This window comes from Mesorhizobium sp. B2-8-1, assembly GCF_006440955.1.
In the GTDB taxonomy this organism is placed as follows: Bacteria; Pseudomonadota; Alphaproteobacteria; order Rhizobiales; family Rhizobiaceae; genus Mesorhizobium.
In genome coordinates this window covers 151676-173184 of sequence record NZ_VFTX01000011.1, presented here as the reverse complement: position 1 = coordinate 173184, position 21509 = coordinate 151676, and the positions used below count along the sequence as shown (strand labels likewise).

General features: G+C 61.1%; 25 protein-coding genes and 1 tRNA gene. 12 read left to right on the top strand and 14 right to left on the bottom strand.

Annotated elements, in window-relative coordinates:
* The first annotated feature begins 153 nt into the window (after positions 1-153).
* Positions 154-975 (top strand): HTH-type transcriptional regulator BhcR, encoded by an 822-nt coding sequence (gene bhcR, locus FJ428_RS25255; protein WP_140493574.1) that lies wholly within the window; start codon positions 154-156, stop codon positions 973-975.
* Here the strand turns inward: bhcR and FJ428_RS25250 are convergent, their stop codons facing one another.
* From FJ428_RS25250 to FJ428_RS25235, 4 genes are all read right to left on the bottom strand, one after another.
* Complete coding sequence (locus tag FJ428_RS25250; protein ID WP_140493579.1) at positions 976-1335, bottom strand: hypothetical protein; 360 nt, start codon at positions 1333-1335, stop codon at positions 976-978. It lies immediately after the preceding gene.
* A 215-nt stretch (positions 1336-1550) separates the two neighbouring features.
* Positions 1551-1856 carry a BA14K family protein gene (locus FJ428_RS25245; protein ID WP_140517624.1) on the bottom strand — a complete coding sequence of 102 codons (306 nt, stop codon included), beginning with the start codon at positions 1854-1856 and terminating at the stop codon, positions 1551-1553.
* 219 nt (positions 1857-2075) lie between these two features.
* Complete coding sequence (locus FJ428_RS25240; protein WP_140880440.1) at positions 2076-2285, bottom strand: hypothetical protein; 210 nt, start codon at positions 2283-2285, stop codon at positions 2076-2078.
* A 268-nt stretch (positions 2286-2553) separates the two neighbouring features.
* Positions 2554-2721 carry a hypothetical protein gene (locus FJ428_RS25235; RefSeq protein WP_140880439.1) on the bottom strand — a complete coding sequence of 56 codons (168 nt, stop codon included), beginning with the start codon at positions 2719-2721 and terminating at the stop codon, positions 2554-2556.
* Between the two features lie 158 nt (positions 2722-2879).
* On the opposite strand from FJ428_RS25235, the gene FJ428_RS25230 reads away from it, so the two are divergent.
* The 3 genes from FJ428_RS25230 (at position 2880) to FJ428_RS25220 (ending at position 3650) form a co-directional block, all read left to right on the top strand.
* Positions 2880-2955: transfer RNA gene (locus tag FJ428_RS25230), tRNA-Thr, on the top strand.
* 192 nt (positions 2956-3147) lie between these two features.
* On the top strand, positions 3148-3396 hold the full coding sequence (locus FJ428_RS25225; protein ID WP_140880438.1) for a hypothetical protein: 249 nt from the start codon (positions 3148-3150) through the stop codon (positions 3394-3396).
* Positions 3397-3455: 59 nt separating this feature from the next.
* Positions 3456-3650 (top strand): hypothetical protein, encoded by a 195-nt coding sequence (locus FJ428_RS25220; protein WP_140880437.1) that lies wholly within the window; start codon positions 3456-3458, stop codon positions 3648-3650.
* 156 nt (positions 3651-3806) lie between these two features.
* On the opposite strand, the gene FJ428_RS25215 is transcribed toward FJ428_RS25220, so the two are convergent.
* Entirely contained in the window at positions 3807-4847 is a 1041-nt protein-coding gene (locus FJ428_RS25215) for a hypothetical protein (RefSeq protein ID WP_140880436.1), read from the bottom strand.
* Positions 4848-5321: 474 nt separating this feature from the next.
* On the opposite strand from FJ428_RS25215, the gene FJ428_RS30415 reads away from it, so the two are divergent.
* Positions 5322-5474 carry a hypothetical protein gene (locus FJ428_RS30415; protein ID WP_181167388.1) on the top strand — a complete coding sequence of 51 codons (153 nt, stop codon included), beginning with the start codon at positions 5322-5324 and terminating at the stop codon, positions 5472-5474.
* A gap of 44 nt (positions 5475-5518) precedes the next feature.
* Here FJ428_RS30415 and FJ428_RS25210 read toward each other — a convergent pair whose 3' ends face one another.
* From FJ428_RS25210 to FJ428_RS25175, 8 genes are all read right to left on the bottom strand, one after another.
* Positions 5519-6478 carry an acyltransferase gene (locus FJ428_RS25210; RefSeq protein WP_140880435.1) on the bottom strand — a complete coding sequence of 320 codons (960 nt, stop codon included), beginning with the start codon at positions 6476-6478 and terminating at the stop codon, positions 5519-5521.
* Between the two features lie 70 nt (positions 6479-6548).
* Positions 6549-8324 (bottom strand): sialate O-acetylesterase, encoded by a 1776-nt coding sequence (locus FJ428_RS25205; protein ID WP_140880434.1) that lies wholly within the window; start codon positions 8322-8324, stop codon positions 6549-6551.
* 1 nt (position 8325) lies between these two features.
* Complete coding sequence (locus FJ428_RS25200; RefSeq protein WP_140880433.1) at positions 8326-8544, bottom strand: hypothetical protein; 219 nt, start codon at positions 8542-8544, stop codon at positions 8326-8328.
* Entirely contained in the window at positions 8541-8858 is a 318-nt protein-coding gene (locus FJ428_RS25195; protein WP_140880432.1) for a hypothetical protein, read from the bottom strand. The genes FJ428_RS25200 and FJ428_RS25195 overlap by 4 nt, the downstream gene beginning before the upstream one ends.
* Positions 8855-11776, bottom strand: a complete 2922-nt coding sequence (locus FJ428_RS25190) for a hypothetical protein (RefSeq protein ID WP_140880431.1) — start codon at positions 11774-11776, stop codon at positions 8855-8857. Before FJ428_RS25190 ends, FJ428_RS25195 begins: the two co-directional genes overlap by 4 nt.
* A gap of 173 nt (positions 11777-11949) precedes the next feature.
* Positions 11950-12519: a DUF2569 family protein gene (locus tag FJ428_RS25185; protein WP_140880430.1), complete on the bottom strand. Its 570-nt coding sequence runs from the start codon at positions 12517-12519 to the stop codon at positions 11950-11952.
* A gap of 56 nt (positions 12520-12575) precedes the next feature.
* The gene (locus FJ428_RS30410) at positions 12576-12941 is read right to left on the bottom strand and encodes a hypothetical protein (RefSeq protein ID WP_181167387.1); all 366 of its coding nucleotides are present in this window, start codon (positions 12939-12941) and stop codon (positions 12576-12578) included.
* A gap of 197 nt (positions 12942-13138) precedes the next feature.
* A complete protein-coding gene (locus FJ428_RS25175) occupies positions 13139-13753 on the bottom strand; it encodes a TetR/AcrR family transcriptional regulator (protein WP_140671697.1) in 615 nt (204 codons plus the stop codon).
* 91 nt (positions 13754-13844) lie between these two features.
* Here FJ428_RS25175 and FJ428_RS25170 point away from each other — a divergent pair, with 91 nt between their 5' ends.
* The 5 genes from FJ428_RS25170 to FJ428_RS25150 are packed head-to-tail and all read left to right on the top strand — an operon-like array spanning position 13845 to position 18394.
* Entirely contained in the window at positions 13845-14936 is a 1092-nt protein-coding gene (locus tag FJ428_RS25170) for a spermidine/putrescine ABC transporter substrate-binding protein (protein WP_140558699.1), read from the top strand.
* Between the two features lie 9 nt (positions 14937-14945).
* On the top strand, positions 14946-15785 hold the full coding sequence (locus FJ428_RS25165; RefSeq protein WP_140517631.1) for an ABC transporter permease: 840 nt from the start codon (positions 14946-14948) through the stop codon (positions 15783-15785).
* A gap of 1 nt (position 15786) precedes the next feature.
* On the top strand, positions 15787-16569 hold the full coding sequence (locus tag FJ428_RS25160; protein WP_140880428.1) for an ABC transporter permease: 783 nt from the start codon (positions 15787-15789) through the stop codon (positions 16567-16569).
* A complete protein-coding gene (locus FJ428_RS25155; RefSeq protein WP_140880427.1) occupies positions 16566-17630 on the top strand; it encodes an ABC transporter ATP-binding protein in 1065 nt (354 codons plus the stop codon). Before FJ428_RS25160 ends, FJ428_RS25155 begins: the two co-directional genes overlap by 4 nt.
* 2 nt (positions 17631-17632) lie before the next feature.
* Complete coding sequence (locus tag FJ428_RS25150; RefSeq protein WP_140880426.1) at positions 17633-18394, top strand: MBL fold metallo-hydrolase; 762 nt, start codon at positions 17633-17635, stop codon at positions 18392-18394.
* Between the two features lie 18 nt (positions 18395-18412).
* Here the strand turns inward: FJ428_RS25150 and FJ428_RS30405 are convergent, their stop codons facing one another.
* Positions 18413-18577, bottom strand: a complete 165-nt coding sequence (locus FJ428_RS30405) for a hypothetical protein (protein WP_181167386.1) — start codon at positions 18575-18577, stop codon at positions 18413-18415.
* 318 nt (positions 18578-18895) lie between these two features.
* Between FJ428_RS30405 and FJ428_RS25145 the strand changes: the two genes are divergently transcribed.
* A complete protein-coding gene (locus FJ428_RS25145) occupies positions 18896-19669 on the top strand; it encodes an NAD kinase (RefSeq protein ID WP_140493621.1) in 774 nt (257 codons plus the stop codon).
* Between the two features lie 203 nt (positions 19670-19872).
* Entirely contained in the window at positions 19873-21456 is a 1584-nt protein-coding gene (locus FJ428_RS25140) for a DEAD/DEAH box helicase (RefSeq protein WP_181167385.1), read from the top strand.
* Positions 21457-21509 lie beyond the last annotated feature (53 nt).

The following is a 21509-nucleotide window of genomic DNA, read 5'->3' as shown; positions in this document are numbered from 1 at the left end:
TTTTTCAATTTTTTCAGAATATTTTTTCATTTCTAAGAAACTGCCGTTGTCATTTGATTTCCTTTCTCTTTTTGTTTTTCAAATAGTGGCAATGCAGAACGCGTGAAAAACTTTTTCATTGTCCGTTCGGGAAAATCGGGCATGATGGCGTAAATGGAAACCGCTGAAAAACGCCAGCGCGGCCGGCCGCGCGCCTTCAACGGCCCGTCGGAAGCGGCTTCGGTGCAGTCGTTGGACCGGGCCTTGCGCATCCTGGCCATCGTTGCCGAAGGCAGCGGGCTGTCGCTGAGCGAGATATCGGCTCACAGCGGCCTGGCTGCCTCCACCGCCTACCGTATGCTGACGACGCTCGAAAACCACGGCATGGTCGAGTTCGACAGTTCGGACCAGCTTTGGTCGATCGGCGTCGAGACCTATCGGATGGGCGCGGCGTTCCTGCGCCGCCGCAAGCTGGTCGACCGCGCGCGCATCGTCATGCAGGAGCTGATGGAGAAAACCGGCGAGACCGCCAATCTCGGCGTCGCCGAGGACGATTGCGTGGTGTTCGTCAGCCAGGTCGAGACGCACCAGGCAATTCGCGCCTTCTTCCGACCGGGCACGCGGAGCCCTTTTCACGCATCCGGCATCGGCAAGGCGGTGCTGGCCCATCTCGAGCCGGAGCGCGTCGGAGCCATCCTGCGCAAGGCCGGCCTGCAGCGCTTCACCGACAGGACGCTGTCCGACATCCCTGCTCTCGCGCACGATCTCGCGACGATCAAGCTGCGCGGCTGGTCGGTCGATGACGAGGAACGGCATCCAGGCATGCGCTGCGTGGCATCAGCCATCTTCAACGAATTCGGCGAGCCGATCGGCGGAGTCTCGGTGTCGGGCCCGACGGTTCGGGTGACGCCTGAACGGCTGGCCGAGATCGGCCCGCTGGTGCACAGCGCCGCGGCCGAGGTGACCAAGATGATCGGCGGCGTGCAAACCGGATGATCAACCTGCTCCGGGCAACGCGCTTCTGCTCGCAAGATCGAAGAAATCGAGCAGGATCGCCATGCCGACACCGCAGGCGGTGAAGACAAGGCCGGTGATGAAGATCCGGTTGGCGCGTTCATAGGCGCTCAGCCGCAGGCACTTTGTGTCGAGCAGAAGCGACAGTGCCCGCATCTGCAAGGCGATGCCGGCCAGGATGGGCAGCACGGCGACGAGATGATAGGTCTGCCACGGGATCGGATTGGCGGCCCAATGCGTGATGAATCCCAGCGAAAACGCCAGCAGGATGCCGACGGCCGTGACCGTGCCGTTGCGGAAAATAATCTCGACCTGTTCCTCTTTCGGGTCCTGCTCGTCCAAGGATCACCCTCCCCCATATCGCCCGCAGATTATCGCCAAGCAGATTAGGCCTTCGGGAAATGCCTGTACATTGCCGATCGCATCGACAAAAGCCGATGACCGAGGGTTCAGGCGTCTCCGTGAAAGTCGGCTAATCCAACAGGTGTGCCGCCATCCAAGCGTAGAAAAGGGGCTCGCCTGAGCCCCTCTTCTGGTGCTGAACGGTGCTCCTCCTCTCAGAGACGGCAGTAATGGCGATAGCCGTCGTAACCGATGTAGGTGTCGGAGTCCGGATCGTAGCTCGAATAGCGATCGAAGCAGCGGCGGACGTGCCACGAGCCGCCGCCCTCGTCGACGTAGACGGTGCGGGGCTGGGCAAGCAGGCTGCCCAGGACAAAACCCCCGACGCCGGCGGCGATGCCGATGCCGAGGCCATGGTGGTGGTGATGCGAATGAGCCGCCGAGGGCTGAACGGTGCCGACCAGAGCGGTGGCGGCGACGGTGGTGGCGATGAGGCTGGAAACGAGTGCGCGCTTGAACATGATGATCTCCTTGCTTCGTTTGGAGAGGCGACCCATCCGCCTCTTGATCATCTGTCGTTCGGCACAAGAAAAAGGTTCGAATCTTTTTTGAACGTGAACCGAGGAGGTCGTGCTGACGGCGGCCTGCAAGGGCCTGGCTAGACATTGATCGCCCGCCCCTTTTGCCCAACGAAAAAAGGGCGGCCGAAGCCGCCCTTTCGGGAGAATTGGGTCCCTCCATCAAAGGAAAATGATCACCTTGCCGTGCTTGTGGTGATGATGGTTGTGGTGCTTCCACCAGAACTTCTTGAAGTGCTTCTTGTGATGGTGGTGGTGATGATGATGGTGGCCGTGCACGCCGTGGGCTGACGACGTGCCGACGGTGCCGGCGAGCGCGCCGGTGGCGACGAAGATGGCAACGAGGCCTGAGACGAGAGTGCGCTTGAACATGATGATCTCCTGGATCTTTTGATCGAGGCGACCCATTCGCCTCTGACCATCAGTCGGCGAGGCGCAGGAAAAGGTTCGAAAGGCCGAAGAAATGTTTTAGCGAGTAGCGAGTAGCGAGTAGCGAGTAGCGAGTAGCGAGTAGCGAATAGCGATAGCGATAACGATAGCGATAGCGATAGCGATAGCGATAGCGATAGCGATAGCGAAGCGGACCAGGAGGGATCTCGCCTGTCTACTGCCTATTGCCTACTCGCTACTGCCTACCCACTCACCCCATGCCCGTGACATGGCGCAGCCAGAAGGCGAGCGCGATGAAGCCGATGATGGTGGTGACGCCGGTCCAGTCGATATTGGCGTTCTTGACGCTCCTGATAAGCTTCACCAGCAGCATCCAGGCTATGACGACGATCGGCAGGATGATGACAAATCTGATCATGCGGCAGCCTCGCCCAAGCAATTGCACCTGCCGTAGAGATAGGAAGCGAATTGGCCGTTTTCAGGATGCCGTGCCTGTCGGCCGGCAGCGTTCATGAGCGCCTCAAAACCGACATTTGTCTTTACTGGCGCCGCAAATATGGCTAACCGGTGCCGCATGCCCTTGTAGCTCAGCTGGTAGAGCAGCGGTTTTGTAAACCGAAGGTCGCGGGTTCGATTCCTGCCGGGGGCACCACCCTTCGCTCGGTCCGTTCCGGACACATAGGTTACGGTTTATACCGGAGACATGGGTAACACTGTAGCGCGCAAAATCAGTTGGCACCTCCGCGCAACTTCATTTGGCACTAACTCCCTGTCCGAATCGCTGGCGAGGTGATACGGCGTCGAACGCAAAATGGACCCTCTTAAAGGTTGGCGGAGACCTGTAATGAACGAAGCTCAAATCCAAGACCTAGCTGCCCTGAAGATCATCGTTATCGCACTGATCGCGGAAGTCAGCGGCAAGGAGGCCAACTCGCTTGAGGCTCAGGCCATGGTTCACAGGATTAAGACGGCCTCACTGCGAACCGCCGACAACGTTACTATCTCAGTTGATCCGGGCCAGTCAGCTGAGGCATTCCGGGCGACGGTCAAACAAACAATCGGGCAGTATTTCGACGGTCTTAGCTTCAGCTAGGGCGCATGGCCATAGGCAACCCCCCTTGACGGATGCGAGCCCCAGCTCAGAATGCGAGCATGGCCGCTCAGCGATATGATCTCAGGAAAGAGCCGGATGGCACATGCACCGTGTTCGATGTCTTCACCGGGCAGCCTTACGAGCGGGGAGCCTTCGTGGCCGTGGGTCTGCCTATGGAAAGCGCTGATGATCTGACCGACCTGGTCAACGCCGTGGACAGGAAGCGGCGAGCCGACAGAGGCGACGTTCGGTAGCGCCATGCTCTGGTTTTCACCTCCTGTACCGGTCAAGACAAGGCGCGCCGGCATGACGCGCGAGGTTAGCAGCATCGAGGCGGCCGCCGAGGAACTCCCTTTGCGTTCCTGGCTGCGGCCAAGGCCAGCGGGATGCTGCGTGACAATCGGTAGGCATCACCCGTACTCCGGATGAAAATGACTTAGCTCAGTATTACCCCTGTTCAGCGGAACCAGCCGGGGCCTAAGCTCAGTGTCCCAATGTTTTATAATGGCGTGGTTGTGGTCGATGACCGCCTCTGCGGCGTCTGCAACCTGATCGCTAGTTGGAACAGGTTGACCCGTCAGCCTCGCCCAAGCGACGTTCACCTCATGAAGCGCCCGCACGTGGGCATTGTCGAAGGCGGGAAGGCCATATGCTTTGGCTTGGCGTCCGGCGCCAAATATCACGAAATTCGATCTTACAAGGGCCGGTGGATGGTGCTGTTCCATTGGTTCATCGCTGGCCGGCTCGATTGCCTCGGTGAGCCGCCAGAGTAGGAGGAGGCCGGTGGTGAACAACGCGTGCAAATGTTCACCCCCTTCCTCAAGGCCTTTGTTATATCCTTGGATCTGGTGAGCCTCGATGGCCGCCGTTAGCCACATGAGCATTGCACAATTGTCCGCATCCCATTCCATCGCTTGGAAGTCTAGGTTGGAAACACCTGGGACCGAATCTTGGTTTTCCTCCATCGCCAACAGCGGTTGGGAACTTTTCACCAAGTCAACGTGACCGTTCCTGATGTGTACGAACTCATGGAGAGCCACATATCTGGTCAGCATAACCGTAAGACGAAAAGCGAAGGCCAGCCGATCCGTTCCAATCACGTTGTCGAAGATCTTGCCCTGATTGTAGAGAGACATTGACGGACCGTTCGTACCCAGCCGGATGGGTTCACTTTCATAACGCCTGCCAACACCGGGAAAGATGCCAGGGTCCGAAAAGCACGCGATCAGCAGGTTCAAAATCCTAATCGGGATTCCGGTGTTGATGGCGACCACAGGTTGCCCGCACGAGATATCTGCCAGAGCATTCCATCGATCATCATCTACCAAACCGATAACAAGACGCGGCAGACTGGATACTATGGCGGACATCCCGGACGCGTCGGCAAGCAACGCCGCCTCAACTGCCCTAATCAGCATTGCCGTTCCGCCATCAAGCTCCCCGGTATCCACGGGAAGTCGCCCACTGGCTTTGCAATACCCCTTAAAGAATGCCGCCGCCCTGTTCCGTTGCTCTCTGTTTCGCTTAGCCTCACCCATTGTTCCCCTCTTCTGCCGAGTTTGATCATAGCTCCTTCATGAGGGCGGTTGATCCCGCAAGCTCCTTTGCGGGCCGGCCTTTTCCCACCTGGCAAGGTATACACAAGATCGACCTCCTGCACATCGAAGCCGGCGAACGCCTCGCGGATCGGCAAGCGCCGCCTGGCGGAGCGCCTGGTGGGGCGCATCGCGACCGTGCCTCATGCCACCTATCCTGTCTATCAAACGACGTGAGCCGGCCGGCGGCCGAACCGGGTCGACGGCTGTAAAATGGTCTTGAAGGGCCATTTAAGGGCTTTCGAGAATCAGTCACCGTGCCCGATGCCCAAACGGGCCGGGTGCGGCGGTTAAACTTCTTGGCTGCCGGGAGGGTTGAAGGAAATAGCGATGGAAACTCAACTGGAAGTCTGGAGCGGACGGCTGCTGAAACTATGGCAGGAATGGGCGCCCGCCATGGGCGTCGTTATCGCGATCCTGGTCTGCCTGGTCTGGACGGTCTATCTGCCGATCGTCGGATTGCGGCATCTCTTGGGGTACTAGACTAAAGGGCCGGGAATAGGGGCTTCCGTGACGCGGGATCATTGCTATTCGGCTGGCTGCGTCGCCAATGATCTAGCTTGCCCAGCTCTTATCGCATCCCGTATCCGCGCAACGGGCCTGTCGACAAGAAGTACGATCGCGCTCGACAGTGCGAGGATGAGCGGCAGACTCACCCAAAACAAATCCCAGCCCGGCTGCATGTTCATGAAAGTCGCTACGTGCCAGTGGCATAAAAATACAGGGTAGGCCAAGTCGCCTATCCACTTGTCATAGCGCTGCCAAGCGGAGAATTTTCGATCGCAGGCCAACAAGGCGTAGCCACTTAAAACACTGGCCCCGTAGAGTTTCCAAACGGCGAAACCGGTCATGTTCACGAACACGACCCATAGGACCAGGGCCCCGAACGCAATCCCAACATGCGCTCGATGCAGTTGCACCTTCACCGAACTCAAGGCAGCACCAAGTGCAAAGCAGAACGCCGGGCCGTAGTATCCATTGTATGCAGAAGTAACATCATTGCGCCACGACAGCCAAACGGCGATGACGATGCCGCAGGCCAGCCACAGGCGGATGTGCCGCACGGTCAAGATCATAGCCAAATACCAGGCCAGTTCCATGTTGAGCGACCAGGACGGCGGGATGAGCCGTATCGGATAGGCAGTCTCGTTAAGGGGCAGCAGGCCGAAAATCGATATCTGCCTGATCGCCGCATCGAACGAGTTCGGCACAGCTATCGCCGCGTTCAACGGGCTTCCACCGTGAAGAGCTATCCAAAGCCCGAGAAGGGCAACAGCCCAGTAGGCGGGATAGAGGCGCAGGGCCCGGTTCAAGACGAATGCAAGCGGCCGACCCCTATATGAGCCTTGGAGCACTCGAGCGATCAGATAGCCAGAAACGGTGTAAAAGCCAAACACGGCCAACATGCCCGGCTGGCCGGGATATTGCTGCACAAGGTGTGCGACAAGCACTCCGATGGCCAAAAGGAAGCGTAAGGCACCGATCATTTTAAGCTTTCGGCCAAGGCATCTAGAGCGAAAGTCGTAATGGCCATCGATGCCCGACGCAAGCCAAGCATCAACTGCCCTGCATCATTACCCAGTTTACCCCGTCGCTGACGAGCTTGACCCAGGCTCCGGCAGTGGCTCCGAGAATGCCGATATTCAACGTGCCTGAGTTCTTGCCAACGACATTTGCGGATGCCGACACAACGGCCTGCGCCTGTCGGTTCAAGAAGTTGAGCTCTCGCCCCAGAAACGTCGCCGGACTCGGCAACGTCACCGTCATCGCCGATGCCTTGTTGCAGATCAACCAGTTGTCGCTGTCTGCCACGGCAAAATCATCCGTCTTTGTGACTGGCACTCCCCGTGAGAAGCCCTTCAATATCTGCAAACCTTCGCCGTAGCCTGTAAGTATCTGGTTCAGCGTGGTGCTGCCATGAGGGGTAGCGTACAGCGAAAAAGCGGTCCCTTGCGCCGAGGCTGACCAATTCTCTATCGCGTAAAAAGTAAACCCACCGCGCGAGCTGCCGCTGTAGTTGGTGGCGTCGTAAGCGCCAAATATGCCCACGGACATAATTACATCACTGGCGAGCAATGCCGACCGTGCCGCTGGCGTGCCGTTTGCCCGGCGGCCAAGAAACTGAGCAATGCCCCCAAAACCGTCAAAAGTGACGCGCGATTGCACGCCATCAACGCCGCCGATATGCAACACGGTCCCGGCTGGCGGGGCCGGAAGTGGTGCAGCGTTGCCATTGATCGTGACCGCGCCGGTGAGCGGGTTGACATAGACCTTCTGCGCAACTGCCCGCCCAACTGCGAACGCCAGCTTGCCGGCTTGCTCATATCCGCTCGCATTGAGGTGGGTATAGCCAAACGTAGGATCCCAAAAGGCGACAGGCAGGGAACCGGTGTTGACGAACTTCCGAAACTCCGGCTCGATGGATGCCAGCAGGGCAAGCATGTTGTTGAACGCGTCCAGCGGCGTGCCGTAGACGATGCTGGTGCCCATGATCGTTATCGGCGTCGCATAGGGGAACCAGGTTTCGGCCCTGAACCGCGCGACAACGGTGTTGAAGTCGCTGAAATAGGTGGTGGACCCCGCCATGGCGTCCGATTCCCCCTGCCACCACAGGAAATTGTCGATCTTGGAGGCTCCGATCACGGCCAGCGCGGCTTCGATATTGTTCTTGCAGCAGCCGTACATGTCAGGTGCCGCCGCGCCGGCCATCCATTGCGCGATCGCCAGCGAGCCTTGCCCCACCTTGACCAAATAAACCGTGGCGAGCGGGTTCGCCTTAGCAACCTCGTTGGCATACGAATAATCGTAGCCCATCGTGGTGGCATCCATCGGATTGAATCCCGTGCCGATGTGCGTGGCCGCGTCAACAGCGCCGTCATGATTCCAGAGGTAGAGATTGGGCTGCGGCGTCCACGAATAGGCTGGGTGCCGAGCGGTGTTCGACTGGCCGGTACTCAGGATGACGATCGGCGCCACATCCGAGATGTCGCCGATGCCAGAGGCGAGGTCGCCGGTCAGCGCCGCCAGTTCCGCGAGGTTATCGTTCGAAAGCTCTTGGATCAGCGCCGCCGCCTGCGCCGGCAAGCGCGAGCCATCCGGCTGAAAGCGGATGCGGTAGGCGGAATTGACAAGCGACGCGCCCGGCCAGTCCTCGTCCAGCACCAGATGCGTGTCATCAGGCACGGACGCGATCACCACGCCGTAGCCGGCGCGCATGAACACATCGCCTGGTCTAATACCGGCAACCTTCCATGAGGTGCCGACGCCAGTTACAGCAGTGTCGCCAGCGTCGACGGACGCTGCCCCCGCCACCCAATCATCTACGACAGCCATGTCAATTCACCTTTGGCTTTTTGGACGCCGCTTCCACCGGCTCCGCCGTGGCAAGTTTGGCTTCCAGCTCGGCCACCCGCGCCTTCAGGTTCGCGTTACTCTGCGCGAGGAACAGGATCCGGTTCTTGGATGTCTTCGCCGCCGCATCCAGCCGCTCGACCTCCTCCTCCAGCGCGACTTGCATTGAGATCGTCACTTTCTCGGGCTCATTGGTTGTCATTTCGGGGTCTCCGTATCTGCGGTTTTCAGCTGTTCATTTTCCCGCTCGGCTTCGGATTGCATCTCACGGAATTTCAATGTCCGCAGCAGCCCAGCCTCAAGCGCATGAAGGACGATGGCGTCAGCATCCTCGGTGTCGATGCCGACTTTCACCGCGGCAACGATGCATGCCCGCCAGACCGGTTCCGGCAGGCCGGCGACGACAGCGCCGGCTCTTTCCACAACCATGCTTTTCAACCATTCGCGGGGCTCGACGACATCGAGCGCCAGGGCGGCGTATTGACCCTCTGTGATTTTGAGCGTGATCGTCTTCATTTCTTCCACCAGCTTGCCGTGATGCTTGCCGTAAGCGTGATGCCGGCGCCGCCGCCCAGCACGTGCTTCTCATCGATCCTGTAGGTAAAGGTTCCGGCCGGCGCGCCTGCGTCGAGGAACACGGGTTCGTAGGTTCCGGTGGCCGTCCAAACGACTCCTCGTATTACCGTGTCGACACCGGAGACCGTCCTGACAAGCTGGTAAGTGATCGTTCCAGAGCCCCCAGACCTCGTGCTGTTCATTTGAACAAACACCAGGACAGGTATACCGCCGGTGTTGTTTACCGTGATGGTGCACCTGGTAACAAAGCTAGCCTGATCGAAGCCGGTCGATGTGAAGAAGGAGTCCGTGTCCCAATCGGTGATAGCGTTGCCGGCGATCAGGTCGGTGATGACCGTGCCGTTCTGCAAGACCACGTTGGCATCGAGCGACTTCGCCGAAATATTGCCGGCCGTCAGGTTCCGGATGCGCGCGTTGGCGATGAAGGCGGTGCCGCTATCGAACAGCGCAGTGACCGCACCGCCGGTCATGATGACAAGCTGGTCGGTGTCCATGACGATGCGCGAGGCCGACGCCGTGGCCTCGAGATAGAACCCCGAGGAGTGGAACGTGCTACCCGACGTCACGCGGTTCTCAATGGCGGAGCGCGAGGACCAGCCGGCCGCCGGCGTGTAGCCCGTCCCCATTCGGAAGGTGGCGCCGGCCGAGACGTCGCCATAGCTGGCCTGCAAGGCGGTGATGGCCGAGGAATTGACGGCGATCGTGCCGCCTTGTGCCGTCACCGTCGTCGTGAGCGACGAGACGGCGATTGCGGTAGCGGCAACGCCGGTCGAAGGATTGTAGACCGTGTTTTGCAGGGCGGTGATCGCGGCGCCCTGCGAGGTGATGCTGCCGCCCTGTGCCGTCACAGTGGTTGCCAACGCCGACACGGTCGAAGCCGTTGCCACAACACCTGTCGACGGATCATTGACCGTGTTCTGCAAGGCAGTGATTGCAACGTTGGCAGAGGTGATCAGGTCACCCTGGACCGACGTCAGGCTTTGCAGAGTGGTCACGGCAGAATTGGTCACCTCCAGGCCGGTCGCAAGATCGGTCTGGGTCGTCTGAAGCGTCGTGATGTCCGTGACGATCGCCGAGCCCGGCCCGGTCGCGACCGTGATCTCTTCACGAAACAGCGCCACGGAATCGTCGGTGGTGGACCGCAGTTCCCGCCGCAGTTCCTGCTTGTCGGAAAAGCCGACGAGGAAGTTGCCGGCGCTGTTCGTCGACACCGCCTGCAATTGTTCAAGGACATCGCGAACCGCATTGCCGGTGAACGCAAGGAGGCCCTTAACGTCCTGCGCGAACTGGTCGAGGTCGATCGGGTAGAACGTGTTGCCGGTGACATCCGCCGTGGTCAGCCAAGGCGTGAAGGTCTTGAAGCGATCGGGAACCGTCGTGATCGTGGCCCTAGCCGTATAAAATACGCCAGGCGAGACGTTCTTCGAGGTGATGTAGATGCCGTCTTCGGGAGTGTCGCAGGTGTCCTGGTAGACCTGATCCGGAATATCGTCCCGGTAATAGAATATCCGGACGGCAATGATCGTGGGATCATTCGGCGGATCCCACGCAAAGCGAAGCGCGGGAACCTCCTGGCCGCCGGCACCGGCGATGGTCCCGACCTCGACCCTGAAATTCTGCACCGTGGTCAGGATCGACGGGTTGATCGGCGGGCTCGGCGGGACGACGATCGGGCCGGGCTCGATGTCGCCGTCGTCGTAAATGTCTGCGCCGGTTTCGGAGAGGCTAAGCGTGACCCTGAGGTGGTCGCCGCCATCCCATTTGTTGATCATCCACTCGCTGCCTTCGAGCGTGATCCAATCGCCCTCCGCCACCTTCAGGCCGACACGCCGGCTGACGGGGATGGTCTGCGTTCCGCCCTTGCGGTTCTGGCGATAGCGGATCGTCAGCAGGTATTGGGCGATGTCTGGGTCGGAGACCTGGAGGAAGTCGTTCGACGTGCCGCGCGGCGCCCCATCGGCGGCGATATCGGCATTGACGACGATCGGTTTGAGGCTTTCGGCCGCCCAGAATTTCTCGATCGAGGTGAACTGCCCGGAAAGCTGGTTGTAAAGGTCGTTCGCCGACTTGTCGTATTGTGTATCCGGCCGGGGCCGATCGAGCGGAATATCGTCGGCCGTGATCTCCAGCACCGGGATCTGCGGCGCGCCGGCGATGACGCCTGACAGGCCACGCCGGTTGACGGCATAGCCCGCCATGGCATCCTCGAACTCGGCGAGGATCTGTGTATGATCATCGTCCGAATTGACGAAGAGGCTGCACTGGTAGGTCGGCTTGGTGAGTTTCAGGAGCTCGACCTTGTGGCGGACCTTCAGGTGCTTGATCGCGTGCTGGAAGGTGCGCACCGGCGGCATGGGAACGGTCTTTTCAAGGCCCTTTGAAACCACCGTCAACGTGTCGCCGAATTCCGCCCGGCACTGCGTGCGAATGTCGTCGGCGCAAAGGTGCGGCCGATTGGCGATCTGTCCGAGGATGAACATGCGCACGGCGCCGCCATGGGCGCTTTCGAGCACGCCGGTTCCCTTCCGGGCCGCTGCCGGATCGTGTGCCAGCGCGTCGGCCCTTCCCTTGCGCTTCTCGTTCTGCCAGCGGGCGAGCGATCGCTTGGAGATCGAGGGGATGATGGCGCGGGCGAACTCTCCAACGGCGATCGAGCCGGCGTTATACTTGTCGGTGAAGACCTGCACGCGGGTGGCGTAGCCGAGTTGCAAGCCGCGGCTGAAATTCTCGAAGGCGGCGACGATCGCCAGGCGCGCGTCGCGCTCCTGCTTCGCCCGGCCGCTCAGGCTTGCGTCTGGATCCGGCTTAACGGGAACCGGCAGCGCGATCGGCTGCGAGTGCCGCTGGCGATAACCCATCTATCCGGAATGAACTGTCACCCATCTCTCGGGAAGGGCACTCTTCAAGCTTCGGGTGGCAGGCCACCCAGCCCGTTATAAGAACACCAGATCTCGCAAAACGAAGGAGTGTCCTCCGAAGCCTGTCGCAGGAGGACTGCTCATGCGAAGAGGCGAAACCCAGCGGACTTTCGCTAGGAGGCTGTCGCAACCTGGCCGGCTGCCACTTCGCCGCCGAACGTGTTCTTCACCCTGACGGACTTGTAGACGTAGGCGACCCAAGCCCCGGTGAGGATGAACGACAGGACGGGTGTCGCCAGCGCATCTCCAGCAAGGATCTGGCTCACCGGGACGCCCAGAGTTGATGAGATCAAGATCGTGTCCAGGACGAACACAACCGGTATCGCAATCCACTGAACCAGAAACAATTGTGGAAAGCGTCGGCTTCGCCGCAGCATCGAAATGAGCACAACCAGTTGAAGCGCCAGAAATGCCAGATTGAGGGCAACCTCGCTATAAACCGCAACCAGTCCATTTGGCAGGGGCATGAGTTGCCGGTAACCCTCGGCCGAATTGGCCAAGTCGGCGAGCGTGCGCAGCGGCGACAACACCTGGCCGATCGCCAGTAGCATAAGCCAGCCACCGAATCCTACAAGAGCCGCCGGGCCCTGTGACGGCTTCACGGCTGAGCGAACCGCAAAGAAAACAGGCACGCCGATGATCAGCAGTACGATCGCCCAATGCCAGATTGAAAACGTCCCCATTTACCATCTCTCCCCTTCGCCCGCCCCTATAAGTTGTAACAGATTTCAAATTCAACTCAAGAGGCGACTTCGCGTGCAATGAGGTCGGTGCCGAAGCGGCGACTTTCTCCTGCTGTCCTGAGTCTCGAGCCCCAACCCGGAACCAAACCCGGCCGGGGAGGGTTAACGACCGAAGGGACCGCAAACTCTGTAGCGGAACAATGATCGAACTCTTGGACATGGAACTGGCCCAAGCCAGGCAGCGAATTGGCCGAGCTGAACTTGCCCTCAAACGCGCGGAAGAAATGTTGGACCGAGACTGTGGCGTCGGCATCAATCTCGCGCTTTGCAGCAGGATAAGGTCCGCGCAGCAGCGCGTCACCGAAGCGCGAGAGCGCCTGACGAAGATCGATCCGACCGATCACTGATTTTACCTGCGTCACTGCGGCCGCGCGTCTGCTTTCCCTTCGGTCGATGCTTCGAAGGGATCGCTGGTTAGGCCAGCGGCTACGCTGTCAATCCCCGCAACATCAAGCCGCTAGGACGCGAGCCCTGCGGTGTAGACGGGCGCCGCCGTTGGCACTCATCGTCAGTCACGCTGGCAGCGGAAGCTAGTTTCATGCAGCGGTCGCTTCCATCCTCACACCCCGATCGCCGCCACCAGGATCCGGTTCTGCCGTCGGATCGCCGCGCGCAGTTCCGCTATCCTTGCCTCGTCGCGCTTCACGAACTCGATGAACATCATGTTCATGTTGTTGAAGACCAGCTCACCCACCGCCTGCCCGTCGATGTCGCGCCGCACCAGGCCGATCTCCTGCAGCCTTGCGATCAGGGCACGGATCTGTTGCGTCAGAGCGCGGTCGAGCGCCGTGTAGGCTTGGCCGAACGGGCTGTCGGGCAGTTGCGTCGAGATCGCCATCGCCTGGCGCCACATTTCCTTGCTGAGATAGTGCAAGGAGTGCTCGATATAGATGCCGATCAGCGTGTCCAGCGCATCGCCGACATTGGCCGGTGGGCTGTCGACCACGCCTCGCCCGGCATTCAGCACCTCGTTGACCTCCATGGAGACGATGGCGCCGAGGATGTCGCCCTTATTCTGGTAGTAATTGTAAATCGTCCCGATCGACACTTCGGCCTGGGCCGCGATCACCTCGATCTTGGCGCCTTCATAGCCGGCCTCGCGGAAAAGCTCGGCCGCCGCCTCGATGATGCGGCGGTGCCGGTCGGCCTTTTGCCTTGCCCTCAATCCACTCATACCGGCTGTCTGCCACAAAAACAGAATTGACTCAATTTTAGAATTGGTTCAACTTTTTGCAAGAAGCCACAAAGGCAAGGGAGAACACTCGATGTCCGCACGATCCGCAGCCAACAATCCGCTTTCAATCCTGAAGAGACATCTGGGCGCCGCTTGCGGCGCCACGGCGCTGGTGCTCTCAGCAGCCGGCGCCAGCCAGGCCGCCGATCTCAACGCCCTGATCTGGTGCGATCATGCCGACCCGGCGCTGCTGCAGCCCTTCGAAGAGGCCAACAACGTCAAGGTCAACGTCAAGGAATTCGAGGGCACCGGCGCGGGGCTCGCCATCGTCGAACAGTCGCAACCCGGCGACTGGGACGTGATGGTGATCGACAGCATCGACGTGCCGCGCGGCGTGGAAAAAGGCCTGTTCGAGCCGCTGCCGGAGGACAAGCTGCCGTTGGGCGACCTCTTTCCGCAGGTGAAGATGGACAACTCTACCGTGGTCGGCGGCAAGCGCTACGGCATCACCGAAAAGTTCGGCTACAACACGATCGGCTTCAACAAGACCAAGGTCGACCCGGCCGACATGCAATCCTTGGCGTCGCTGACAAGCGACAAGTACAAGGGCAAGGTCGCCATCTACGATTATTACCTGCCGGTCATCGGCATGGCGGCACTCGCCATCGGCAAGAAAACGGCTGAACTCACCGAGGCCGATCTTCCCGCCCTCAAGGCCGAACTGCTCAAGATGAAGGCCAACGCCAAGCTGGTCGGCGAGGTGACCGCCAGCCAGACAGCGCTCGCCACCGGTGAAGTCGATATTCTGGTCGGCGGCGGCGAATGGGTGACGGCGGGCCTGGCCAAGGAGAACCCGGCGCTGGACTTCTCGATCCCCAAGGAGGGAGCGGTGCTGTGGTCGCAGTCGCTGGCCATGTTCAAGGACTCCAAGAACAAGGACGTGGCGCTGAAATTCATCCAGTACATCATGAGCCCGGAAGGCCAGGCGCGGCTTGCCACCTCGTCCTGCTATTGGGGCATGCCGGCGAACAGCAAGGCGGCACTCACCGACGACCAGAAGAAGATCCTGCGCTTCGACGAGCAGCCCGAATTCCTTGCCCGCGCCCAGGCCTATCCGGCGCCGAATGCCGATCTCGACAAGAAGATGCAGGACATGTGGACCGAGATGCTGCAGGCGCAGTAGACGGCCGTCGTGAGCAGCACCGCGAACAAGGCCCTGCCCTGGGCGCTGGTTACGCCGGCGCTCGGCTGGACCTTGCTGTTCTTCGTGTTGCCTTTCATTGCCATGGGGCTTTCCAGCCTGACGTCGCATGAGGGCGGCGGCTTCACATCAGCCAATTACAGCCAGTTCTTCACCAATCCTGCCTATTGGCAAGCGATGGTGAATTCGCTGGAGGTGACGGCGATCGTCACCGTGGTCTCGGTGCTGCTCGCCTATCCTTTCGCCTGGATCCTGGCCGAACAGGTGCCGGAACGCTGGCAGCGGCTGGCGCTGATGCTGGCCGTGCTGCCGTTCTGGACGTCCTATGTCGTGCGCTCCTATTCCTGGCTTCTGGTGCTGGCGCAGAACGGCGTCATCAACCGGACGCTGACCGGCATCGGCTTGACCAGCGAACCGCTGCAGCTCGCCAATACGCGCTTCGCCACCGTGACCGGCTTCGTGCATTTCTTCGTCATGCTTTTGACGCTGACGATCTTCGCCAATTTGAAGCAGCTCAGTCCGAGCTACCGCAAGGCCGCCGCTGATCTCGGCGCCGGGCCAGTGCGCACCTTCCTGCATGTCATCCTGCCGCTGACCTTGCCCGGCATCATGGTCGGCGCCTTCCTGACCTTCGTGCTGTGCATCGGCGACTACATCACGCCGCAGATCCTCGGCGGCAACAACGAGCTGGTCATGCCGCAGCTGGTGATGATGCAGATCGGCCGGCGCGGCGATTTTCCGCTGGCCTCGGCGCTCTCGATCATCCTGATGGCGGTCGTGACCATCGCCTATCTCGCCTGCGCCCGCTGGCTGAAGATCGAGCGGGCCTGAGATGCGCCTGATCGTCCGAACCGCTTCCTGTCTCTACGCGATCGCCATCTATGCCTTCATTTTCCTGCCGGTGGTCGTGCTCGTGCTGTTCTCGCTGCAGGCAACCTCCTTTCCAATCCCGCCCTTCACCGGCCCGTCGCTGCGCTGGTACCAGGCCGTCCTGTCCGATGCGCGGCTGACCTCGGCGCTGGTGAACTCGCTGCTGGTGGCCGTCCTTTCGTCGCTCGCGGCCGTCACGCTCGGCTTCCTCAGCGCCTGGGCGTTCGCGCGCTTCGTGCTGCCGGGTTCGGCCCTGCTGCGAGGGTTGATCACGCTACCGCTTACCGTCAGCTATCTCATCATCGGCATGGGGCTGCTGGTGCTGTTCAACTGGGCCGGCGTGCCGAAATCGCTGATGGCCGCCGGCATCGGCCATGTCGTGATCAACCTGCCGCTCTGCTTCGCCATCGTGTACAGCCAGATGGGCGACCACCAGATCAACATCGAGCGCGCCGCGCGCGATCTCGGCGCGCCAGAATGGAAAGTGCTGCTCTTGATTACTGTGCCTGTCATGGCGCCGGCCATCTTCGCCGGCTTCTTCCTGTCGATGACCTTTTCCTGGGACGAATTCGTGATCTCCTTCCTGCTGACACGCTTCGAAACCACGCTGCCGGTCGAAATCTGGAATCTGCTGCGCTCTGGCCTCAACCCCAAGACCAACGCAGTCGGCTCGCTGGTGTTCGCCGTTTCCATCGTGCTGGTGGTGCTGTTCGAATTGACATTGCTGCGGAGGAAGCCGGCATGAGCGCGCCCCTGGTCGACATCCGCGGGATCTCGCACCGTTTCGGCCAGCTGGCGGTGCTGAAAGACGTATCGCTGCGGATAGAGCCCGGTAGCTACACCATCCTGCTCGGACCGTCAGGCTCCGGCAAGACGACGCTTTTGTCGATTTTGGGCGGCTTCGTCACACCGAGCGAAGGCAAGGTGTTCATCCGAGGCGAGGACTGCACCGCCGTTCCGCCGGCAAAGCGCCCGACAACGACGGTGTTCCAGGATTATGCGCTGTTTCCGCATATGAGCGTCGGCGGCAATGTCGGTTTTGGCCTGCGCATGCAAGGCGTCGATGGCGCGACACGCGCCGCGCGGGCGCGTGAGACGCTGGCGCTGGTCGGGCTGGATGCCGCCTTCGACAAGAAGCCGCACCAGCTCTCCGGCGGCCAGCGGCAGCGCGTAGCGCTGGCGCGCGCACTGGTGATCGAGCCGGCGGTGCTGCTGCTCGACGAGCCGCTCGGCGCGCTCGACCTCAAACTGCGCCGGCAGATGCAGGATGAGCTGAAAGCAATTCAGAAGCGCGTCGGCACCGCCTTCATCCACGTCACCCACGACCAGGAAGAAGCTATGGCGCTGGCCGACCACTGTGTTGTCATGAATGATGGCCGCATCGAGGACGAAGGGCCGCCCGAACGCGTGTATGCGCGGCCAAAGACACGCTTTTCGGCGACTTTCATGGGCGAGAGCACCATTCTTCGCGGAACGGTGGCGGAGATGATGGACAGGACAAGCACTGTCGCAACACAGGTCGGGCCGGTCTCGGCGTCCGGAGCGTTGCCGGTGGGATCGGCGGTTGCCTTGGCCATCCGGCCGGAGCACCTTGCCCTGGGCGCGACCTCAGGCGCCACAAAGCTGGGAAAGGCGCAGGTCAGCGACGTCGTGTTCCAGGGCAGCTTCAAGCGCGTGCTCGCGGTCTCCGCTGAAGACGCCACGCTGCAATTCATCGCCAAACTGCCTGCCACGTCCGCCATGCAGCCGGGCGACACGGTCTCGGTTTCCTGCGATACAGACAAGATCATCCTGCTGACGGATTGAACATGGGCATGCTTGCGGTCGTCGACGCACCTGACTGGTACGAAACCATCCGCATGGGCGACGGTGTCACGCTGATCCACGAGCCATGGATCAAACCGTTCTTCCGCTGTAATATGTGGCATGTGCGCGGTCGCGACCGCGACCTGCTGTTCGATACCGGGCTTGGCCATTTCAGCCTCAGGCGCCATGTGCCGCTGGTCAGCGAGCGCAAGCTCACTTGCGTCGCCAGCCACACGCATTTCGATCATATAGGCTGCCACCATGAATTTCCCGACCGCTGCGTGCACCGCGCCGAGGCGGAGATTCTGACCGATCCGCGCAACGAATGGACGGTGGCTGACCGCTACGCCAATGAAGAGATGTTCGATCGCCAGCCACAAGGTTGGGATACGGCGCGCTATCGCATCATGCCCGCCCCGGCGGACCGCCTGCTCGAACATGGCGATATCGTCGACCTCGGCGATCGCGCCTTCGAGGTGATCCACACGCCCGGCCATTCGCCAGGCGGCATCGGGCTGTACGAGAAGAAGACCGGCATCCTGCTTTCCGGCGACATCATCTATGACGGCCCGCTGATCGACGACGTCTACCATTCCGATATCGATGATTATTTGGGGACGATGTTTGCCATGCGCGGCCTCGACGTCTCGGTCGTGCATGGCGGCCATTTCCCGAGTTTCGGCAAGGTGCGCTATCGCCAGCTGATCGACGAGTATCTGGCACAGAAACGCCAGGCCGGCTGCCATCTGCAACCACGCTCCTAGCAGTCAGCTTGTTTTGACCTACAGCGCCCTTTGCGGACAAGGCATTCCGGCAGCATCGCCGCAGCGCGAGGCCGTGGGCAAGGGCCTGAGGCTTGTTTCTTCCGAGCGGCGCACCAGTTCGGCGAAGACAAGCGCGAAGCTTCCCAGCACGACGGAGATGATGATCAGGCGTGTTACCAGCAATATGTTGGTCCCGGCTGGCGCGTGTCCCCGGAATCGGGCTCGACTCTCGAAGGATTCACGCACGATCAAAAGTGCCACAGCGTCTTTCGTATCCTGAAAGGCATAAGATCGCTGTGGGCGCCCCCACGCCACCATGCCGGCTAACATGATCGATGCGGCTTTACGAGAGTTTAAGCCCGGCCTTAACCATCACATTGGCTCGTTCCCTGATATGATTCGCGACTGCCGGTTCGAACCGCACGTCTGCGGGCTCTCTTTGCACACAGGCCCGCCCATGCTACCCCGGCCCAGCCGCCAACCGGTCACCGTCGGGGAGCCATGAGCAAAGCCGCCAACAGCATCGCCTTCGTCTCGTCCGGCACGCCTGACGCCAAAGCGGCGCTGGAAAGCCTGTCGGCGCGCTATGGCCAGCATTCGGTCGCGGAAGCCGATGTCGTCGTGGCCCTGGGCGGCGACGGTTTCCTGCTGCAAACTTTGCGCGATACGATGGGAACCGGCAAAAAGGTCTACGGCATGAACCGTGGCACCATCGGCTTCCTGATGAACGAATATCGTTCCGGAGGTCTCGCCGAGCGCATCGCGGCCGCGGTCGCCGAAACGATCCGTCCGCTGGAGATGCAGGCCGTTACCTCGGATGGCGAAACCGTCTCGGCGCTGGCCATCAACGAAGTGGCGTTATGGCGCCAGTCCTATCAGACGGCCAAGATCCGCATCACCATAGATGACCAGGTACGGCTCGAGGAACTGAATTGCGACGGCGTGATGATCGCCACGCCGGCTGGCTCCACCGCCTACAATCTTTCGGCGCATGGGCCCATCCTGCCGCTCGACGCGCCGCTGCTGGCGCTTACCCCCGTCAGCCCGTTTCGCCCGCGCCGCTGGCGCGGCGCTTTGCTTTCCAACAAGGCAACCGTGCGCTTCGATATACTAGAGGCGGAAAAGCGGCCGGTGAACGCCGCCGCCGACCATACGGAGGTCAAGGCCGTAGCTTCCGTGACGGTGAGGGAATCTGCGACGGCGACCGCAACTTTGCTGTTCGATCCCAATCACTCCTGGAACGAACGCATACTGGCGGAACAGTTCCGTTATTGAGCCGATATTGAGCCGGCGCGCGGATAAGCGGCCGGATCAGACATAGTAATTAAGGTTACGACTTCACAATCGAGCCATTGCCGGCCGTTTGTGTTGACAAATCGCGGGCTTGCGCCTAGTTGCAGTGATGATCTTGCGGGCGCGCGGCGCCTGCCGCGACGGATGCCGTTGCGCTTCCCCGAACAGCCAAAGACAGCCAGAACTTGTCCTCAGACACCCAGACCGCTCAAGAAGCGTTGACTTTCGCGGACCTCGGCCTATCGCCGAAGGTCCTTTCCGCAGTCACCGACGCCGGCTACCTCAAGCCGACGCCGATCCAGGCCGGCGCCATTCCGCACGCGCTTCTGGGCAAGGATGTGCTTGGCATAGCACAGACCGGTACCGGCAAGACGGCCTCCTTCGTGCTGCCGATGCTGACACGACTGGAAAAGGGCCGCGCCCGCGCCCGCATGCCCCGCACGCTGATCCTGGAGCCGACCCGCGAGCTTGCGGCGCAGGTCGAGGAAAACTTCATCAAATACGGCAAGAACCACAAGCTCAACATCGCACTGCTGATCGGCGGCGTGTCGTTCGACGAACAGGACAAGAAACTGGAGCGTGGCGCCGACGTGCTCATCGCGACGCCCGGCCGCATGCTCGACCACCGCGAGCGCGGCAAGCTCTTGCTCAACGGCGTCGAGATCCTCGTCATCGACGAAGCCGATCGCATGCTCGACATGGGCTTCATTCCCGATATCGAGCGTATCTGCGAGATGATCCCCTTCACCCGGCAGACGCTGTTCTTCTCGGCGACGATGCCGCCCGAGATCACCAAGCTGACCGAAAAGTTCCTGCACGCGCCGGTGCGCGTCGAGGTTTCAAAGGCCGCCTCCGCCGCGACCAACATCATCCAGCGGCTGGTGAAGTCCGGTTCCAAACCCTGGGACAAGCGCGAGACGCTGCGCAACCTGATCAAGGCCGAGGATGCGGAGCTGAAGAACGCCATCATCTTCTGCAACCGCAAGATCGAGGTGTCGGAGCTGTTCCGCTCGCTGCTGAAATATGACTTCGACGCCGGCGCGCTGCATGGCGACATGGACCAGCGCGCGCGCATGCAGATGCTGGCCAATTTCCGCGACGGCAAGCTGCGGTATCTGGTCGCCTCCGACGTGGCCGCGCGCGGCCTCGACATTCCCGATGTCAGCCACGTCTTCAACTATGACGTCCCGATCCATGCCGAGGATTACGTCCACCGAATCGGCCGTACCGGCCGCGCCGGGCGCTCCGGAAAATCCTTCACCATCGCGACCAAGTCCGACACCAAGTACATCGACGCCATCGAACGGCTGATCGGCACCAAGATCGAGTGGCATGACGGTGACCTGTCGACGGTGGTGGCCAGCGAAGGCGAGGACGAAGCACCGCGCCGTGGCCGCGGTGCGCCGCGGCGCGCCGGCCGCAAGGACGACGACCGCAAGGACAGGGGCGAGCGCAAGAGAGGCGGACGCCAGGCCAAGCACGGCGAAGACGCGGCACCGGAAACCGTGCGCGAGGAACAGCCGGTCGCGACCGAGGAAACGGTCGCCGGCACTGGTGAGCGGCGCACGCGCAAGGACGCTATCCGCTCGGAAAATTCCGAGCGCAAGAGCTCCGCGGCGCGCAGCGAGCGACGTGCACCGGAGCGCGGCGACACCAGGCCGCAGCGCGATGACCGTCGCCCTGCCCGCAACCGAGAAGACGAAAACGACGCCACCGTTGGCTTCGGCGACGACATGCCGGCCTTCATGCGCATCGTCGCCAAGGGCTGACCGACGAGTGGTTCCAAGACAAGACGGCCATCCGGCTTGCCCTCCCGGCAAGC

Excerpts from the sequence above, each read along its gene's own strand:
- bhcR (WP_140493574.1), top strand. The coding sequence starts at position 154 with ATGGAAACCGCTGAAAAACGCCAGCGCGGCCGGCCGCGCGCCTTCAAC.
- FJ428_RS25145 (WP_140493621.1), top strand. The coding sequence starts at position 18,896 with ATGAGCAAAGCCGCCAACAGCATCGCCTTCGTCTCGTCCGGCACGCCT.
- FJ428_RS25205 (WP_140880434.1), bottom strand. The coding sequence starts at position 8,324 with ATGGCTGTCGTAGATGATTGGGTGGCGGGGGCAGCGTCCGTCGACGCT.
- FJ428_RS25185 (WP_140880430.1), bottom strand. The coding sequence starts at position 12,519 with ATGGGGACGTTTTCAATCTGGCATTGGGCGATCGTACTGCTGATCATC.
- FJ428_RS30415 (WP_181167388.1), top strand. The coding sequence starts at position 5,322 with ATGGAAACTCAACTGGAAGTCTGGAGCGGACGGCTGCTGAAACTATGG.
- FJ428_RS25210 (WP_140880435.1), bottom strand. The coding sequence starts at position 6,478 with ATGATCGGTGCCTTACGCTTCCTTTTGGCCATCGGAGTGCTTGTCGCA.
- FJ428_RS25220 (WP_140880437.1), top strand. The coding sequence starts at position 3,456 with ATGGCCGCTCAGCGATATGATCTCAGGAAAGAGCCGGATGGCACATGC.
- FJ428_RS25175 (WP_140671697.1), bottom strand. The coding sequence starts at position 13,753 with ATGAGTGGATTGAGGGCAAGGCAAAAGGCCGACCGGCACCGCCGCATC.
- FJ428_RS25150 (WP_140880426.1), top strand. The coding sequence starts at position 17,633 with ATGGGCATGCTTGCGGTCGTCGACGCACCTGACTGGTACGAAACCATC.
- FJ428_RS25170 (WP_140558699.1), top strand. The coding sequence starts at position 13,845 with ATGTCCGCACGATCCGCAGCCAACAATCCGCTTTCAATCCTGAAGAGA.
- FJ428_RS25225 (WP_140880438.1), top strand. The coding sequence starts at position 3,148 with ATGAACGAAGCTCAAATCCAAGACCTAGCTGCCCTGAAGATCATCGTT.
- FJ428_RS25195 (WP_140880432.1), bottom strand. The coding sequence starts at position 8,858 with ATGAAGACGATCACGCTCAAAATCACAGAGGGTCAATACGCCGCCCTG.
- FJ428_RS25240 (WP_140880440.1), bottom strand. The coding sequence starts at position 2,285 with ATGTTCAAGCGCACTCTCGTCTCAGGCCTCGTTGCCATCTTCGTCGCC.
- FJ428_RS25235 (WP_140880439.1), bottom strand. The coding sequence starts at position 2,721 with ATGATCAGATTTGTCATCATCCTGCCGATCGTCGTCATAGCCTGGATG.
- FJ428_RS25200 (WP_140880433.1), bottom strand. The coding sequence starts at position 8,544 with ATGACAACCAATGAGCCCGAGAAAGTGACGATCTCAATGCAAGTCGCG.
- FJ428_RS25160 (WP_140880428.1), top strand. The coding sequence starts at position 15,787 with ATGCGCCTGATCGTCCGAACCGCTTCCTGTCTCTACGCGATCGCCATC.
- FJ428_RS25155 (WP_140880427.1), top strand. The coding sequence starts at position 16,566 with ATGAGCGCGCCCCTGGTCGACATCCGCGGGATCTCGCACCGTTTCGGC.
- FJ428_RS25190 (WP_140880431.1), bottom strand. The coding sequence starts at position 11,776 with ATGGGTTATCGCCAGCGGCACTCGCAGCCGATCGCGCTGCCGGTTCCC.
- FJ428_RS25245 (WP_140517624.1), bottom strand. The coding sequence starts at position 1,856 with ATGTTCAAGCGCGCACTCGTTTCCAGCCTCATCGCCACCACCGTCGCC.